The 15,043-nt window shown below is 66.4% G+C and carries 12 protein-coding genes and 1 tRNA gene; all 13 read left to right on the top strand.

Translation table 11 applies throughout. The features are described 5' to 3' along the window. Positions 1-16 precede the first annotated feature (16 nt). The 13 genes from nuoK to CCR79_RS09400 all read left to right on the top strand — a co-directional run bounded on the left by nuoK (position 17) and on the right by CCR79_RS09400 (position 15,036). Positions 17-322, top strand: a complete 306-nt coding sequence (gene nuoK / locus CCR79_RS09460) for an NADH-quinone oxidoreductase subunit NuoK (RefSeq protein WP_201171437.1) — start codon at positions 17-19, stop codon at positions 320-322. A 3-nt stretch (positions 323-325) separates the two neighbouring features. Then, positions 326-2,296 carry an NADH-quinone oxidoreductase subunit L gene (gene nuoL, locus CCR79_RS09455; RefSeq protein WP_201171434.1) on the top strand — a complete coding sequence of 657 codons (1,971 nt, stop codon included), beginning with the start codon at positions 326-328 and terminating at the stop codon, positions 2,294-2,296. 45 nt (positions 2,297-2,341) lie between these two features. After that, entirely contained in the window at positions 2,342-3,859 is a 1,518-nt protein-coding gene (locus CCR79_RS09450; protein ID WP_201171432.1) for an NADH-quinone oxidoreductase subunit M, read from the top strand. Positions 3,860-3,872: 13 nt separating this feature from the next. After that, positions 3,873-5,327, top strand: a complete 1,455-nt coding sequence (gene nuoN / locus CCR79_RS09445) for an NADH-quinone oxidoreductase subunit NuoN (protein ID WP_201171430.1) — start codon at positions 3,873-3,875, stop codon at positions 5,325-5,327. Positions 5,328-5,400: 73 nt separating this feature from the next. Beyond that, a tRNA-Met gene (locus tag CCR79_RS09440) sits at positions 5,401-5,477 on the top strand. Between the two features lie 233 nt (positions 5,478-5,710). Further along, complete coding sequence (rimP, locus tag CCR79_RS09435; protein WP_201171428.1) at positions 5,711-6,166, top strand: ribosome maturation factor RimP; 456 nt, start codon at positions 5,711-5,713, stop codon at positions 6,164-6,166. Positions 6,167-6,203: 37 nt separating this feature from the next. Then, positions 6,204-7,709 carry a transcription termination factor NusA gene (nusA, locus tag CCR79_RS09430; RefSeq protein WP_201171426.1) on the top strand — a complete coding sequence of 502 codons (1,506 nt, stop codon included), beginning with the start codon at positions 6,204-6,206 and terminating at the stop codon, positions 7,707-7,709. A 53-nt stretch (positions 7,710-7,762) separates the two neighbouring features. Then, the gene (infB, locus tag CCR79_RS09425; RefSeq protein WP_201171424.1) at positions 7,763-10,450 is read left to right on the top strand and encodes a translation initiation factor IF-2; all 2,688 of its coding nucleotides are present in this window, start codon (positions 7,763-7,765) and stop codon (positions 10,448-10,450) included. 7 nt (positions 10,451-10,457) lie between these two features. Beyond that, entirely contained in the window at positions 10,458-10,838 is a 381-nt protein-coding gene (rbfA, locus tag CCR79_RS09420; protein ID WP_201171422.1) for a 30S ribosome-binding factor RbfA, read from the top strand. A 7-nt stretch (positions 10,839-10,845) separates the two neighbouring features. Next, complete coding sequence (gene truB, locus CCR79_RS09415; RefSeq protein ID WP_201171420.1) at positions 10,846-11,760, top strand: tRNA pseudouridine(55) synthase TruB; 915 nt, start codon at positions 10,846-10,848, stop codon at positions 11,758-11,760. 127 nt (positions 11,761-11,887) lie between these two features. After that, positions 11,888-12,157, top strand: a complete 270-nt coding sequence (rpsO, locus tag CCR79_RS09410) for a 30S ribosomal protein S15 (protein WP_201171416.1) — start codon at positions 11,888-11,890, stop codon at positions 12,155-12,157. Positions 12,158-12,197: 40 nt separating this feature from the next. Beyond that, positions 12,198-14,285 carry a polyribonucleotide nucleotidyltransferase gene (gene pnp, locus CCR79_RS09405; RefSeq protein ID WP_201172511.1) on the top strand — a complete coding sequence of 696 codons (2,088 nt, stop codon included), beginning with the start codon at positions 12,198-12,200 and terminating at the stop codon, positions 14,283-14,285. A 100-nt stretch (positions 14,286-14,385) separates the two neighbouring features. Continuing rightward, positions 14,386-15,036, top strand: coding sequence for an isochorismatase family protein (locus CCR79_RS09400; protein WP_201171405.1), 651 nt, complete (start codon positions 14,386-14,388; stop codon positions 15,034-15,036). Positions 15,037-15,043: the final 7 nt, after the last annotated feature.

Below are 15,043 nucleotides of genomic sequence, written 5' to 3'. Positions count from 1 at the left end.
CAAGCAGGAAGGCCCAATGATCGAGCTGTCCGATTTCCTGATCCTGGGGGCGTTGCTGTTCTCCCTCGGCGTGGCAGGCATCTTCCTCAACCGGAAGAACGTGATCCTGCTGTTGATGTGCATCGAGCTGATCCTGCTCGCCGTGAACATCAACTTCATCGGCTTCTCCGCCTATCTGGAGGATATAGCCGGGCAGATCTTCGTCTTCTTCATCCTCACCGTGGCGGCGGCGGAGGCGGCCATCGGCCTGGCCATCGTCGTGGTCCTGTTCCGCTCACGCGGCGACATCAACGTTGCCGCCCTGGATGCGATGAAGGGGTAAGCCATGGAGACGGTCCTCTACGCCATCGTCCTCTTTCCGCTGGTCGCCGCCGCCATCGCTGGCATGGCTGGCGGCTGGATCGGACGCGCCGGAGCCCACTGGGTGACCATCCTCGGTGTCGCCATTTCCTGCGCCCTTTCCTTCTGGGTGCTGCACGGCCTGGTCTGGGGCGATCTGGAGCCGGTGGACTTCACCGTCTACACGTGGGCCTCGGTAGGCGACCTGAGCTTCGAGATCGGCTTCCTGGTCGACCGGCTCACCGCGGTGATGATGGCCACCGTCACCTTTGTCGCGCTGATGGTCCATATCTACACCATCGGCTACATGCACGACGACCCAGGCTATCAGCGGTTTTTCAGCTACATCGCGCTGTTCACCTTCGCCATGCTGATGCTGGTCATGGCGAACAACCTGCTGCAGCTGTTCTTCGCCTGGGAGGCTGTCGGGCTCGTCTCTTACCTGTTGATCGGTTTCTGGTACACCCGCGAGAGCGCCATCTTTGCCAACCTCAAGGCGTTTCTGGTCAACCGCGTGGGGGATCTGGGGCTGCTTCTGGGCATCGCCGTACTGGCTGGTGCCTTTGGCACGCTCCACTACGGCGAGATCTTCGCGGCGGTGGAGGCCGATCCCGGCCGGACGCTGAACCTCTTCGGCGCCGCCGAGTGGAGCCTGGTGACCGTCGCCGCGCTGCTGATCTTCATCGGCTGCATGGGCAAGTCGGCCCAAGTCCCGCTCCATGTCTGGCTGCCGGACTCCATGGAGGGCCCAACGCCCATCTCGGCGCTGATCCACGCCGCGACCATGGTGACCGCCGGCATCTTCCTGGTCGCCCGCATGTCGCCGGTCTTCGAGCTGTCCACGGTGGCGCTGACCGTGGTCCTGGTCGTGGGTGCGCTGACGGCCTTCTTCATGGGCTTGATCGGGCTGGTACAGAACGACATCAAGCGGGTCATCGCCTACTCCACGCTCTCCCAGCTCGGCTACATGGTCGCGGCCCTGGGCGTGTCGGCCTACGCGGCCGGTGTCTTCCATCTGTTCACCCACGCCTTCTTCAAAGCACTGCTCTTCCTCGGGGCCGGCTCGGTGATCATCGCCCTGCACCACGAGCAGGACATGCGCAAGATGGGCGGGCTGGCCCGGTACATGCCGGTGACCTACATCGCCATGCTGGTCGGCACCCTGGCGCTGATCGGCATCCCCGGCTTCTCTGGCTTCTTCTCGAAGGACGCCATTATCGAGGCCGTGGGGTACTCCGCCGGCGGCTGGGCCACCTTCGCCTATTGGCTGCTGGTGCTCGGGGTCTTCGTCACCGCGCTCTATAGTTTCCGCCTGCTGTTCATGGTCTTTCACGGCGAGGAGCGCATGGACGAGCACGCCCGCAAACATCTGCACGAGAGCCCGCTGGTGGTGACCGTGCCGCTGGTGCTCCTGGCGGTGCCCTCGGTGCTGATCGGCCTGTTCACCTTCGGGCCGATGGTCATGGGCGACTTCTTCTACGCCGACGGGTCGATCCGCGTGCTTGCCGATCAGACCGGCCTGGATCGCCTGGCGGACGGGTACACCGGGGTTCTGGGCTTCATGGCCCACGCGTTGGTGACGCCGGTGCTCTACCTGGTGCTGGCCGGTGTCTTCGTGGCCTGGCTGCTCTACCTGCGTCGCCCTGACCTGCGGGAACGGGTGGTGGCGCCCCTGCGTCCGCTGCAGCGGGTGCTGGAGCACAAGTACGGGTTCGACTGGCTCTACATCCGCGGGTTCACGGATGGCGGTCGAGCGATCGCCGGGCTGCTGTCGAAGGTCGGGGATCGCTGGCTGATCGACGGGCTGCTGGTCAACGGGTCGGCGCGTCTGATCGGCCGGGTCGCTGCCGGGGCGCGGTACTCACAGACCGGGTACCTGTATCACTACGCCTTCGTCATGGTCATCGGCGTACTGCTGCTGATCTCATTCTTCGTTGTGCGAACGCTGTTCGCCTAGTGCGCGGCTTCGGAACGGACGCGCAAGAACGCAGGGGAAGAACGGATGTTCGACGGTTGGTTGCTTAGCCTGATTATCTGGCTGCCGATCCTCGGCGGTGCCGCGGTGCTGGCCGTTGGCCAGCGCTCGGAGGTGGCGGTCCGGGAACTGGCCACCGGCGTGGCCGGGCTGACGTTCCTGTTCAGCCTTGTGCTCTGGTTCGCCTTTGAACCCGGGAGCGGCATGCAGTTCGTGGAGAAGCGCGACTGGGTGCCGACCTTCGACATCCACTACCACCTGGGGGTGGACGGTATCTCCATGCCGCTGGTGGTGCTGACCGCCTTCGCCACGCTGTTGGTGGTGGTCGCCGGTCGCAGCGGGCTCACCTATCGGCCGGCGCAGTACATGGGTGCCTTCCTGATCATGGAGGGGCTGATGGTTGGCGTCTTCGCGGCGCTCGACGCCATCCTCTTCTATGTTTTCTGGGAGGCGATGCTGGTGCCGATGTTCCTGCTCATCGGTATCTGGGGCGGCGCCAACCGCATCTACGCCACCATCAAGTTCTTCCTCTACACCTTCCTCGGTTCGGTGCTGATGCTCATCGCCTTCCTCTATCTGCGTTGGGAGGCGGGCAGCTTCGGCGTACTCGATTTCCACGGGCTGAGCATCGGGCTCGAGGCGCAGATCCTGATCTTCCTGGCACTGCTGGCGGCTTTTGCCGTCAAGGTGCCGATGTGGCCAGTACACACCTGGCTCCCCGATGCACACACCGAGGCGCCCACCGGTGGCTCGGTGATCCTGGCGGCGATCACCCTGAAGATGGGCGCCTACGGGTTCCTGCGCTTCGCGCTGCCCATCGCGCCGGAGGCGAGCCAGGAGCTGGCCTGGCTGGTGATCGCCATGTCGCTGATCGCCATCGTCTACATCGGTTTGGTGGCCATGGTCCAGGAGGACATGAAGCGGCTGATCGCCTACTCATCGATCGCCCACATGGGCTTCGCCACCCTGGGGTTCTTCGTCATCTTCCAGGCCGGTCTCGGTGCCGAGGCCGGGGACGGCGCCCTGATGGCGATGACCGGCGGCTACGTCCAGCTGATCTCCCACGGGTTCATCTCAGCGGCGCTGTTCCTGTGCGTCGGCGTGCTCTACGACCGGATGCACACCCGGAACATCGCCGACTACGGTGGTGTGATCAACCGCATGCCGATCTTTGGCGCCCTCTTCGTGGTTTTCGCCATGGCCAACGCGGGCCTGCCCGGGACCTCCGGCTTCGTCGGCGAGTTCCTGGTCATCCTCGGCAGCTACCAGGCCAGCTTCTGGTACGCCGCCATCGCCGGTCTGACCCTGATCGTCGGAGCTGCCTACTCGCTGTGGCTGGTCAAGCGGGTCATCTTCGGTCCGGTGGCCAACGAGCGGGTGGCTGCGCTGAACGACCTCGACCGGCGCGAGTTCATGCTGCTCGGCGTGCTGGCGGTGCTGGTGATCGGCGTCGGTGTCTATCCCCAGGCGCTGGTCGCTGTGGCGGAGCCGACCCTGGTCGAGTTGTTGAACGACGTCTCTGCAGCGCTCCCGGCTGCCCGGTAAGGAAGGAGAGGCAATGAGCTTCGAGACGCCCGATTTCTCCCTGGCGCTGCCGGAAATCTGGTTGCTGGCGGCCACCTGCGGCGTGCTGGTGGTGGACCTCTTCTCCAGTGATGCCCGGCGTAGCGCGACTTTCTATCTGACCCAGGGGGCGCTGCTGGTGACGGCGGTGCTGGCCCTGAGTACCCAGTGGGGCGTGAACGAGGTGACCTTCTCGGGCCACTACGTTGCCGACTCCCTGGGTGCAGTGGTCAAGGCCTCCGTGGCACTGCTGTCCATGCTGGCCCTAGCCTACACGCGGCCCTATCTGGGCGACCGCGGGTTGCTCCAGGGGGAGTTCTACCTGCTGGCCCTGTTCGCCAACCTGGGCATGCTGGTGATCGCCTCCGGCGCCAGCCTGCTCAGCTTGTATCTCGGCCTGGAGCTGCTGTCGCTGGCCCTCTACGCCCTGGTGGCCTATCACCGCGACTCGCGCCGTGCGGCTGAGGCGGCCATGAAGTACTTCGTTCTCGGTTCGCTGGCCTCCGGCATCCTGCTCTACGGCATGTCGATGGTCTACGGCGCTACCGCGAGCCTGGAGCTGTCGGTGATCGCCGAGGTGGCGGGCCGCCACTCCGATCCACTGATGCTGCTCTTCGGGGTGGTGTTCATGCTGGTGGGCGTGGCCTTCAAGCTCGGTGCCGCGCCGTTCCATGCCTGGGTGCCGGACGTCTACCAGGGCGCCCCCACGCCGGTGACCCTGTTCCTGAGTACGGCGCCGAAGGTGGCGGCCGTGGCGCTGTTCATGCGGTTGCTGGTCGACGGTCTGGGACCGATGCACGAGCAGCTTGAGCCGATGCTGATGATCCTCGCCGTGGCCTCGCTGCTGGTCGGCAACCTGATCGCCATCGTGCAGACCAACTTCAAGCGCATGCTGGCTTACTCGGCCATCGCCCACGCCGGGTTCATCATGGTCGGGTTTACCGCCGGTACCGATGCCGGTCACGCGGCCGCGCTGTTCTACACCATCGCCTACAGCATCATGGCGGCCGGCGCGTTCGGCATGATCACGGTGCTGGCCCGCTCTGGGTTCGAGGCTGAGGAGATCGCCGATCTGCGCGGGCTCAACGAGCGTCATCCGGTTTACGCCGGGGTGCTGCTGCTGGTGCTGGTGTCGATGACCGGCATTCCCGGTACGGTCGGCTTCTACGCCAAGTACCTGGTGCTCCAGGCGGCCGTCGAGGCGGGGCACATCCCGCTGGCGATCTTTGCCGTAGTGGCGGCCGTGGTTGGGGCCTTCTACTACCTGCGGGTGCTTAAGGTCGTCTATTTCGACCGCCCCGAGGCGGAGGCCGACACGCAGGCGCTGCCGGCCCCCGGCGCGTCCTCCGCCATCCGCAGCTTGGTGGTCGTCAACGGTGTGGCGGTCCTGGTGCTCGGGATCTTCCCCGAGCGGTTGATCGCCCTGTGCCAGGCGGCCCTGGGACTGTGACGGTGGATCGGCTCGCGAAGGCGGGGACGGCTTGATGTTTGCATAGGGTCCCCGTATAATCCTCTTTAACAGTTGCGGGGTGGAGCAGTCTGGTAGCTCGTCGGGCTCATAACCCGAAGGTCGCAGGTTCAAATCCTGCCCCCGCTACCAATCCGGAAAGGCGGCCCATGGCCGCCTTTTTTGTGGGCGCTTGACGGACGGTCCCGTTGGGTCAGCCGGCGTGGGCCGTGCGCTTTTTTGTCACCTGGCGCGTGTGTATAATCGCCGGCTGAAGCTGCGAGGGTGGTTGGGCTCGCAGGCTCTTTGGACACGCCCGCCGTCGGTTCGCCGACGAGCGGACTCGGGGGGAGGGCCTTGGGCCCTCTTTTTGTTTGTGGTGCCGGATGTCTCAGATCCAGACGCTTCACTCGTTACTCGAACCGACGGTGGCCGGGCTCGGCTATGAACTGGTCGGGGTCGAGCTGACCGGGGCAAAGGGCAATCGCACGCTGCGCGTGTTCATAGACACGCCCGCGGGCATTCGCCTGGAGGACTGCGAGGCGGTCAGTCACCAGGTCAGCGGTCTGCTCGATGTCGAGGACCCGATCGAGGGGGCCTACCATCTCGAGGTCTCCTCGCCGGGACTGGACCGGCCGATCTTCAAGTCGGCGGATTACGATCGCTTCAGCGGTGAGCGCATCCAGCTGCGCCTGCTGGAGCTCTACGAGGGGCGTCGCCGGGTCAAGGGCGTCCTGCTGGGACTGGATGATGAATTCGTGCGGGTGCGCGATGTCGACGGGATCGAGCTGCGCATCCCCCTGGAGCTGATCGACCGGGCGCGGCTGGATCTCGAGCCGTGAAGGGCGTCGGCCGCAGAAGAACAGCGGAGTCGGAGGCATGAGTAGAGAAATCCTGTTGGTCGTGGAGGCCACCTCCAATGAGAAGGGCGTGGACCGGGAGGTGATCTTCGAGGCCATTGAAGCGGCCCTGGCCTCGGCCACGCGCAAGCGGCACATGGAGGACATCGACGCCCGGGTCGCGGTGGATCGGCAGACCGGTGACTACGCCACCTATCGACGCTGGGAGGTGGTGCCCGATGAGGAGTCCGTGGAGGAGCCGCAGCGCCAGATCAGTCTGGAGCGCGCCCGCGAGCGGGACGCCGGTGCCGAGGTGGGGGGCTACGTCGAAGAGCCGATCGAGTCCGTGGACTTCGGCCGCATCGCGGCGCAGACCGCCAAGCAGGTTATCGTGCAGAAGGTGCGCGAGGCCGAGCGGGCTCAGATCGTCGACGCCTACAAACACCGGATCGGTGAGTTGGTCAACGGCACGGTCAAGCGCATGGAGCGCGGCAGTGCCATCATTGATCTGGGCGAGAACACCGAGGCGCTGGTCTCCCGCGAGGATCTGATCCCCCGCGAGGCGATCCGGCCCAACGACCGGATTCGCGGCTATCTGCGCGACGTCCGCTCTGAACCGCGCGGGCCGCAGCTGTTCGTCAGCCGCACGGCCAACGACTTCCTGGTCGAGCTGTTCAAGATCGAGGTGCCCGAGGTCGGTCAGGGGCTGATCGAAATCCTCGGCGCCGCCCGTGACCCGGGCATGCGTGCCAAGATCTCGGTACGTGCCCTGGATCCCCGCATCGATCCGGTCGGGGCCTGCGTCGGCATGCGCGGCTCGCGCGTGCAGGCGGTCTCCAACGAGCTCAGTGGCGAGCGCATCGACATCATCCCGTGGGACGAGAACCCGGCACAGTTTGTCATCAACGCCCTGGCGCCGGCCGAGGTCGAGTCCATCGTGGTCGACGAGGATCGTGGCGCCATGGATGTGGCCGTGGCCGAAGAGCAGCTCTCACAGGCCATCGGCCGTGGCGGGCAGAATGTGCGCCTGGCCAGCGAGCTTACCGGCTGGGAGCTCAACGTGATGACCGCCGAGGAAGCCGAGGCCAAGAGCGAGCGCGAGGCCGGCGAACTGGTACAGCTGTTTGTCGAGCACCTGGATGTCGATGAAGACGTTGCCGGGGTGCTGGTCCAGGAAGGGTTCTCCAGCATCGAGGAGGTGGCCTATGTGCCCACCGCCGAGCTGCTGGAGATCGAGGAATTTGACGAGGATATCGTCGAGGCCCTGCGCAGTCGCGCCCGGGACGTGCTCCTGGCCCAGGCGATTGCCGAGGAGGCCAACGAGAACCAGCCTAGCGAGGAGCTGCTGGCCCTCGAAGGGATGGATGAGCAGACGGCAAAGGCCCTGGCTGAGCGCGGCGTCGTCACGGTTGAGGATCTGGCCGACCAGTCCGTGGACGACCTGCTGGAGGTCGAAGGCATGGATGAGGATCGGGCCGGGCAGCTGATCATGAAGGCCCGCGAGCCTTGGTTCGCGGCCAGTGAGGGCGGCGAGCGCGCCGACTGAAAAGAGGGGACACGACGAGGTCTCTGACTTGGGCCGCGTCCGGAGAGTGTTATATGGCGGAAACGACGGTAAAAGAATTTGCGCAGACGGTAGGGATCCCGGTGGAACGGCTTCAGGCTCAACTGGAGGCGGCGGGACTCGGCCGGCGCGACGACGATGCAGCCCTCTCGGCGGAGGACAAGGCGACGCTGCTGGCTCACCTGAGGCAGGGGAGTGCTGCCCAGGACGAGGAGGGCGGCGGCTCCGACGGATCCCCCAAGAAGATCACCCTCAAGCGGCGCAGTCACAGCCAGCTTAAGATGCCGGCGGGCCGCGATGCGGGCAGTCGTGGTCCGCGGCAGACGCGCACGGTCAATGTCGAGGTCCGCAAGCGGCGCACCTACGTCAAGCGCAGCGATATCGAGGCCGAGGAGAAGCGCAAGCAGGAGGAGGCCGAAGAGGCCGCCGCACAGCTTGAGCGCGCCCTCGAGCAGGAAGAGGCTCAGCGCGAGGAGGACGCCGCCGAGGCCCAGCGCACCAGCGACCAGGCAGCGCCCGCCGCTGACGAGGCCGCACCGGCCGATGAGGCCTCCAGTGACGCGGTCGCGCCGGAGGCGACGGCGGAAGAGGGCAGTGCGGAAACCGCTGCCGCGGAGGCATCCGACGCCGAAGAGCAGGCAGCGGCGGAGCCGGAGGAGACGGCGGCCGACCAGACCGCTCGCGCCCAGGCCGAAGCCCTCAAGGAGAAGCCCAAGAGTCAGCAGGACGAGGCCAAGAAGCGGGAAGAGGAGCGGGAGCGCAAGCGCGCCGAACTCGAGGCCAAACGCGAGCGCGAGGCTGAGGAGCGCGCCCAGCGCAAGCAGGAGGCCAAGCCGAAGAAGAAGAAGAAGGAAGAGCAGTCCGCTGGGGGCCGTGGCGCCGGCAGTCGACGCGGAGGCAAGAAGCGCGGTGGCGGTACGGCGGCCAGGCAGCTGCAGCAGGAGTTCGAGCGCCCGACCGCGCCGGTCGTCCGTGAGGTCGAGATTCCCGAGACGATCACGGTGGCCGAGCTCGCTGACCGGATGAGCGTCAAGGCCGCCGTGCTGATCAAGGAGATGATGAAGCAGGGCGTGATGGCCACGATCAACCAGGCCATCGACCAGGAGACCGCGGCGATCCTCGTCGAGGAGATGGGCCACAAGCCCAAGCTCGAGCGCGAGGACGACGTCGAGGAGGAACTGCTGCGCCAGAGCGAGGAGCCCGAGGGCGAGCAGATCGGTCGGGCGCCGGTGGTGACCGTGATGGGCCACGTCGACCACGGCAAGACATCGCTGCTCGACCACATCCGCCGCTCCAAGGTGGCTTCCGGCGAGGCCGGCGGAATCACGCAGCATATCGGCGCCTACCGCGTCGAGGGTGAGAACGGTAGCGCCACCTTCCTCGATACGCCCGGCCACCAGGCGTTCACTGCCATGCGGGCCCGGGGCGCGCAGATGACCGACATCGTCGTGCTCGTGGTGGCCGCCGATGACGGTGTCATGCCGCAGACCAAGGAGGCCGTCGACCACGCTCGCGCCGCCGAGGTGCCGATCGTCGTGGCGGTCAACAAGATGGACAAGGAGGACGCGGATCCCAACCGCGTCAAGCAGGAACTCGCCCAGATGGAGGTCATCCCGGAGGAGTGGGGTGGCGACGTGCAGTTCGTCCACGTCTCGGCGATGACGGGCGAGGGTGTGGACGAGTTGATCGAGGCCATCGTCCTCCAGGCCGAGTTGCAGGAGCTCAAGGCTGTCAAGGATTGCCCGGCTCGCGGCGTGGTTCTTGAGTCCAGCCTCGACAAGGGCCGCGGTCCGGTGGCCACGGTGCTGGTCCAGAACGGCTACCTGCATCGCGGCGACACGGTCATCTCCGGCACCGAGTTCGGCCGTGTCCGGGCTCTGGTGGATGAGCACGGCCAGCGCGTCAACGAGGCCGGCCCGTCGACCCCGGTGGAGGTGTTGGGTCTTTCCGGGCTGCCGGATGCCGGCGATGACTTCATGGTGGTCGAGGACGAGCGCAAGGCCCGCGAGGTGGCCGAGAGCCGCACCGAGCGTCAACGTGAGAAGCGCCTGGCGCAGCAACAGGCGGCCCGGATGGAGAACCTCTTCTCGCAGATGAAGGAGGACGAGGTCTCCACCATCAACCTGCTGGTCAAGGCCGACGTCCACGGTTCCGCTGAGGCGCTGCGGCAGTCGCTGGAAGACCTCTCCCACGAGGAGGTTCGCGTGCGCGTGGTCTCCTCCGGTGTAGGTGCCATCACGGAGTCGGACGTCAATCTGGCGCTGGCCTCCGAGGCGATCCTTATCGGCTTCAATGTCCGCGCCGACGCTGCAGCCAAGCGCATGGTTCAGGAGAACGGCGTCGACCTGCACTACTACAGCGTCATCTACGACGCCATCGAGCAGGTCAAGAACGCCATCTCCGGCATGCTCGAGCCGGCCCTGGAGGAGCACATCCTGGGCACGGCGGAGGTTCGCGAGGTGTTCCGCTCGTCGAAGCTCGGTCAGGTGGCCGGCTGCCTGGTGGTCGACGGCGTGGTCCGCCGCCGCAACCCGATCCGGGTCCTGCGCGAGAGCGTGGTGATCTTCGAGGGTGAACTGGAGTCCCTGCGGCGGTTCAAGGATGACGTCAACGAAGTGCGTGCCGGCACCGAGTGTGGTATCGGCGTGAAGAACTACAACGACGTCCGCGTTGGCGACCAGATCGAGTGCTACGAGCGGATCGAGGTGCAGCGGAGCCTGTAGCGCAGACATGGCGAAGGACTATCCGCGCAGCCGGCGGATCGCCGAGCAGCTTCGACGCGAGCTTGCCGAGGTGATTCGCGACGACGTCGATGACCCCCGGGTGGGGTCAGTGACCATCTCGGAGGTGCAGGTTAGCCGTGACCTGGCCCATGCGACCGTGTACGTCACCGTTCTCGGCGCCGAGGCGGCCGAGGCGCAGGCCGGGATCGATGTCCTGAACCGAGCCCACGGGTTCCTGCGCAGCCAGGTGGCCCGGCGCATCCGTGCCAAGCGAACGCCGAGCCTGCGCTTCCTGCACGACACCGCCTTCGATCGCGGTGCGCGGCTGAGTGCCCTCATCGATGAGGTGGCACCGCCGCCTGCGGACGACGAATCGAGCAAGGAGTAGAAGGCGAATGGCGAAAAGGCGGGGTGGTCGCAACGTCACCGGCGTGCTGCTGTTGGACAAGCCGGCGGGCGTGACCTCCAATAAGGCCCTGCAACAGGTCAAGCGGCTCTTCGGGGCGCGCAAGGCCGGGCACACGGGCAGTCTCGATCCGCTGGCCACCGGGCTGCTGCCGATCTGCTTCGGCGATGCCACCAAGGTCTCCGGGTTCCTGCTCGACGCGGATAAGAGATACGTGGTCACCTGCAAGCTGGGCGTGGCCACCGATACCGGGGACGCCGAGGGCACCGAACGCGACCGTGCCGAGGTCCCGGGGCTGGACCCGGAGAGCGTCGAGCCGGTCCTGGCCGATTTTCGCGGGTCCATCGAGCAGCTGCCGCCGATGTATTCGGCCATCAAACACCAGGGGCAGCGGCTCTACGACCTGGCGCGTCAGGGGGTCGAGGTCGAGCGCGAGCGCCGACGGGTGGAGATCTACGACCTGCAGCTTCTGGCCGTCCGCGGGGATGAGCTGGAGCTGTCGGTGCACTGCTCCAAGGGAACCTACATCCGCACGCTGGCCGAGGATATCGCCGAGGCGCTGGGCACCGTCGGCCACGTCTGCGCGCTGCGCAGGCTGGGGCTCGGGCCGTACCAGGACCCGGCGATGTGGACCGAGGAGATGCTCGCCGCACGCGCCGAGCAGGGGCGGGAGGCGCTGGACGCCACGCTGCTTCCCATGGACTCGGCCCTCCAGCAGTACACCGGGGTTGAGCTCGCCGACGATCTCGCCTACTTCGTGGTTCAGGGCCAGCCGGTCTTCGTCCCCAAGGCTCCCAGCGAGGGCTGGCTGCGGCTGTACGATCGCGCCGGCAACTTCCTGGGCATGGGGCAGGCCCTGGATGATGGCCGCATCGGGCCCAAGCGCCTGGTAGCACGCCGCTGACGGGAGAAGCCCGCTGCGCAGTTTCCCGCCGCTCGCGGGTGAATTCTTGTTCCTTTGCCCCCGCGAGGGCTACACTAACGGCCTTTATGGACAGGCCGAAATCGAGCGTATAGGTCAGGAGTCGTACATGTCGCTGAATGCTGAGAAAAAATCGGAGATCGTCGAGCAGTTCCGGCGCTCTCCGTCGGACACCGGGTCGCCCGAGGTGCAGATCGCGCTGCTCTCGGCGCGTATCCAGCACCTTACCGAGCACTTCTCGGTGCACAAGCAGGACCACCACTCTCGGCAGGGCCTGCTCAAGCTGGTCAGCCAGCGCCGCAAGCTGCTCGATTACCTCAAGCGCAAGGATCGGAGCCGCTACCAGGACGTCATCGAGCGTCTCGGCATTCGCAAGTAAGCGCAAGGGGTAAAAAACGATGAGCGAGAGCCAGCTATCCCTGACCCCGGTCAAGCGGAGCTTCCAGTTCGGTCAGCATCAGGTGACCCTGGAGACCGGGGGCGTGGCCCGACAGGCCGATGGCGCCGTCCTGGTGGACATGGCGGACACGGTGGTCCTGGTCACCGTGGTCGGCAAGAAGGACCCCGCCGCGGCACGCGACTTCCTGCCGCTGACGGTCAACTACCAGGAGCGCACCTACGCGGCGGGGCGCATCCCGGGGGGCTTCTTCAAGCGCGAGGGTCGTCCCTCCGAGAAGGAGACCCTGACCTGCCGCCTGATCGACCGGCCCATCCGGCCCCTTTTCCCCGAGGGGTTCCGCCAGGAGGTCCAGGTCATCGCCACGGTGCTCTCGCTCAACGACGAGGTTGATGCCGACATCCCGGCGATGATCGGCACCTCGGCGGCGCTGGCGCTATCCGGCATCCCGTTCGAGGGGCCCATCGGGGCCTGCCGGGTCGGGCACCTGGACGGTGAGTTCGTCCTCAACCCGACCTTCAGTCAGACCGCCGAATCGGACCTGGATCTGGTGGTCGCCGGTACCCGCGATGCCGTGCTGATGGTCGAGTCCGAGGCCAACCTGCTGCCCGAAAGCACCATGCTCGATGCCGTGCTCTACGGCCACGAGCAGATGCAGGTGGCCATCGACACCATCAACGACCTGGCCGCCGAGGCCGGCAAGCCCCGGTGGGACTGGCAGCCGCCTGAGAAGAACGAGTCGCTGGAGTCGGCCGTGGCCGATCGGGTGCGCCCGGAGCTCGAGGCGGCCTACCAGATCGCCGACAAGCAGGAGCGCAGCGAGCGGGTCGGCGCCCTGCGGGATAGGGCCATCGAGGAGCTGGCGGACGAAGAGCGCGAAGGCTGGAGCGCCGGCGAGGTCGGCGAGGCGTTCAAGACGCTGGAGAAGAAGATCGTCCGGGGCCGGATTCTGGCCGGCCATCCGCGCATCGACGGCCGCGACAACCAGACCGTGCGCCCGCTCAACGTTCAGGCAGGCGTGCTGCCGCGGACGCACGGGTCGGCGATCTTCACCCGCGGTGAGACCCAGGCGATCGTCGTCAGCACCCTGGGGACCGGCCGGGACGCCCAGGTCATCGACGCCCTGGAGGGCGAGCGCCGCGAGCCCTTTATGCTGCATTACAACTTCCCGCCCTACTGTGTTGGTGAAACCGGCTTCATCGGCTCGCCGAAGCGGCGGGAGATTGGCCACGGCAAGTTGGCCAAGCGCGGCGTCGAAGCCGTGATGCCCTCGGACGAAGAGTTCCCCTACGTCATCCGCGTGGTTTCCGAGGTTACGGAATCCAACGGCTCGTCATCGATGGCCACCGTCTGTGGCACCAGCCTGTCGCTGATGGACGCCGGTGTACCGCTCAAGGCCCAGGTGGCGGGGATCGCCATGGGGCTGATCAAGGAGGGCGACGACTTCGCCGTCCTGACCGATATCCTCGGTGACGAGGACCACCTCGGGGACATGGACTTCAAGGTGGCCGGCAGCAAGGACGGTGTCACCGCGCTGCAGATGGACATCAAGATCGACGGGATCACCCGCGAGATCATGGAGCGGGCCTTGGAGCAGGCGCGCTCGGGTCGGCTGCATATCCTCGACGAGATGAACCGGGTGATCGACAAGCCGCGCGAGCAGATGTCCGAGTACGCCCCGCGTCTGCTGACCATGAAGATCGACCCGGAGCGGATCCGCGACGTCATCGGCAAGGGCGGTGCCACCATCCGTGGCCTGACCGAGGAGACCGGCACCAACATCGATATCAGCGACGAGGGCGTAGTGACCATCGCTTCCGCCGACAAGGCCGCGGCCGAGGAGGCGAAGAAGCGCATCGAGCTGCTGACCGCCGATGTCGAGGTGGGCAAGGTCTACGAGGGCAAAGTGGCGAAGCTCATGGACTTCGGGGCCTTCGTCAACATCCTGCCCGGCCGGGACGGTCTGGTGCACATCTCTCAGATCTCCAACAACCGGGTCGAGAACGTCGCCGACGAGTTGGCCGAGGGCGACTCGGTACGGGTCAAGGTGCTCGAGGTGGACCGGCAGGGCCGGATCCGGCTGTCCATGAAGGCGGTCGAGGAAGAGTAACCACGAACCGACCGCTGCAGTCGTTGCGGCGCTGGCTTGCTGCCGGCGCCGCGGCGGCTACCCTGATAAGGGGACACCGACCGATCCCCGGGAGGTTGCAGTGGTCGAGGCCCAACCTAGAGACGCCGAGCACGCGGCTTTGCTCGTCGTCGACGTCCAGCCGGACTTCATGCCCGGCGGCGCGTTGCCGACCCAGGGCGGTGAAGAAGTCGTAGCCCCCATTGCCCGCTTGCTCGAGCGGGCGCCCGTGCGCTACGTGGTAGCTACTCAGGACTGGCATCCGCCGGGGCATATCTCTTTCGCTTCCAGCCATCCGGGGTGTTCCCCCTTCGAGGTGATTGAGCTCCACGGTGTCGAGCAGGTGCTGTGGCCCGATCACTGTGTACAGGACACGCCCGGGGCGGCCCTGCACGACGGGATCCCTTGGCGCTACGCGGATCTTGTGCTGCGCAAGGCCACCGACCCGCTGGTCGACTCCTACAGCGCTTTCCGCGAGAATTTCGCGCCCGATGGGCGGCGACCCTCGACGGGGCTGGCCGGCTATCTCCGCGAACTCGGTGTCGAGCAAATCTACGTCTGCGGGTTGGCGCGGGACTACTGCGCGCTCTGGAGCGCGGAGGATGGTGCCCGGGCCGGCTTCCGGGTGCACTTCCTGTGGGACCTGACCCGTCCGGTGGATGCCAGCAACGACGCCTCGGTGCAGCGGACGCTGCAGGCTGCGGGCGTGGAGGTTGTCAGCGGGGCGCCGTGAGGCGTTC

Source organism: Halorhodospira halophila, from assembly GCF_016653405.1.
Lineage (GTDB): Bacteria > Pseudomonadota > Gammaproteobacteria > Nitrococcales > Halorhodospiraceae > Halorhodospira > Halorhodospira halophila_A.
Note: the sequence above shows the minus strand (reverse complement) of the source record. Positions and strands in the feature narration are given on the sequence as shown.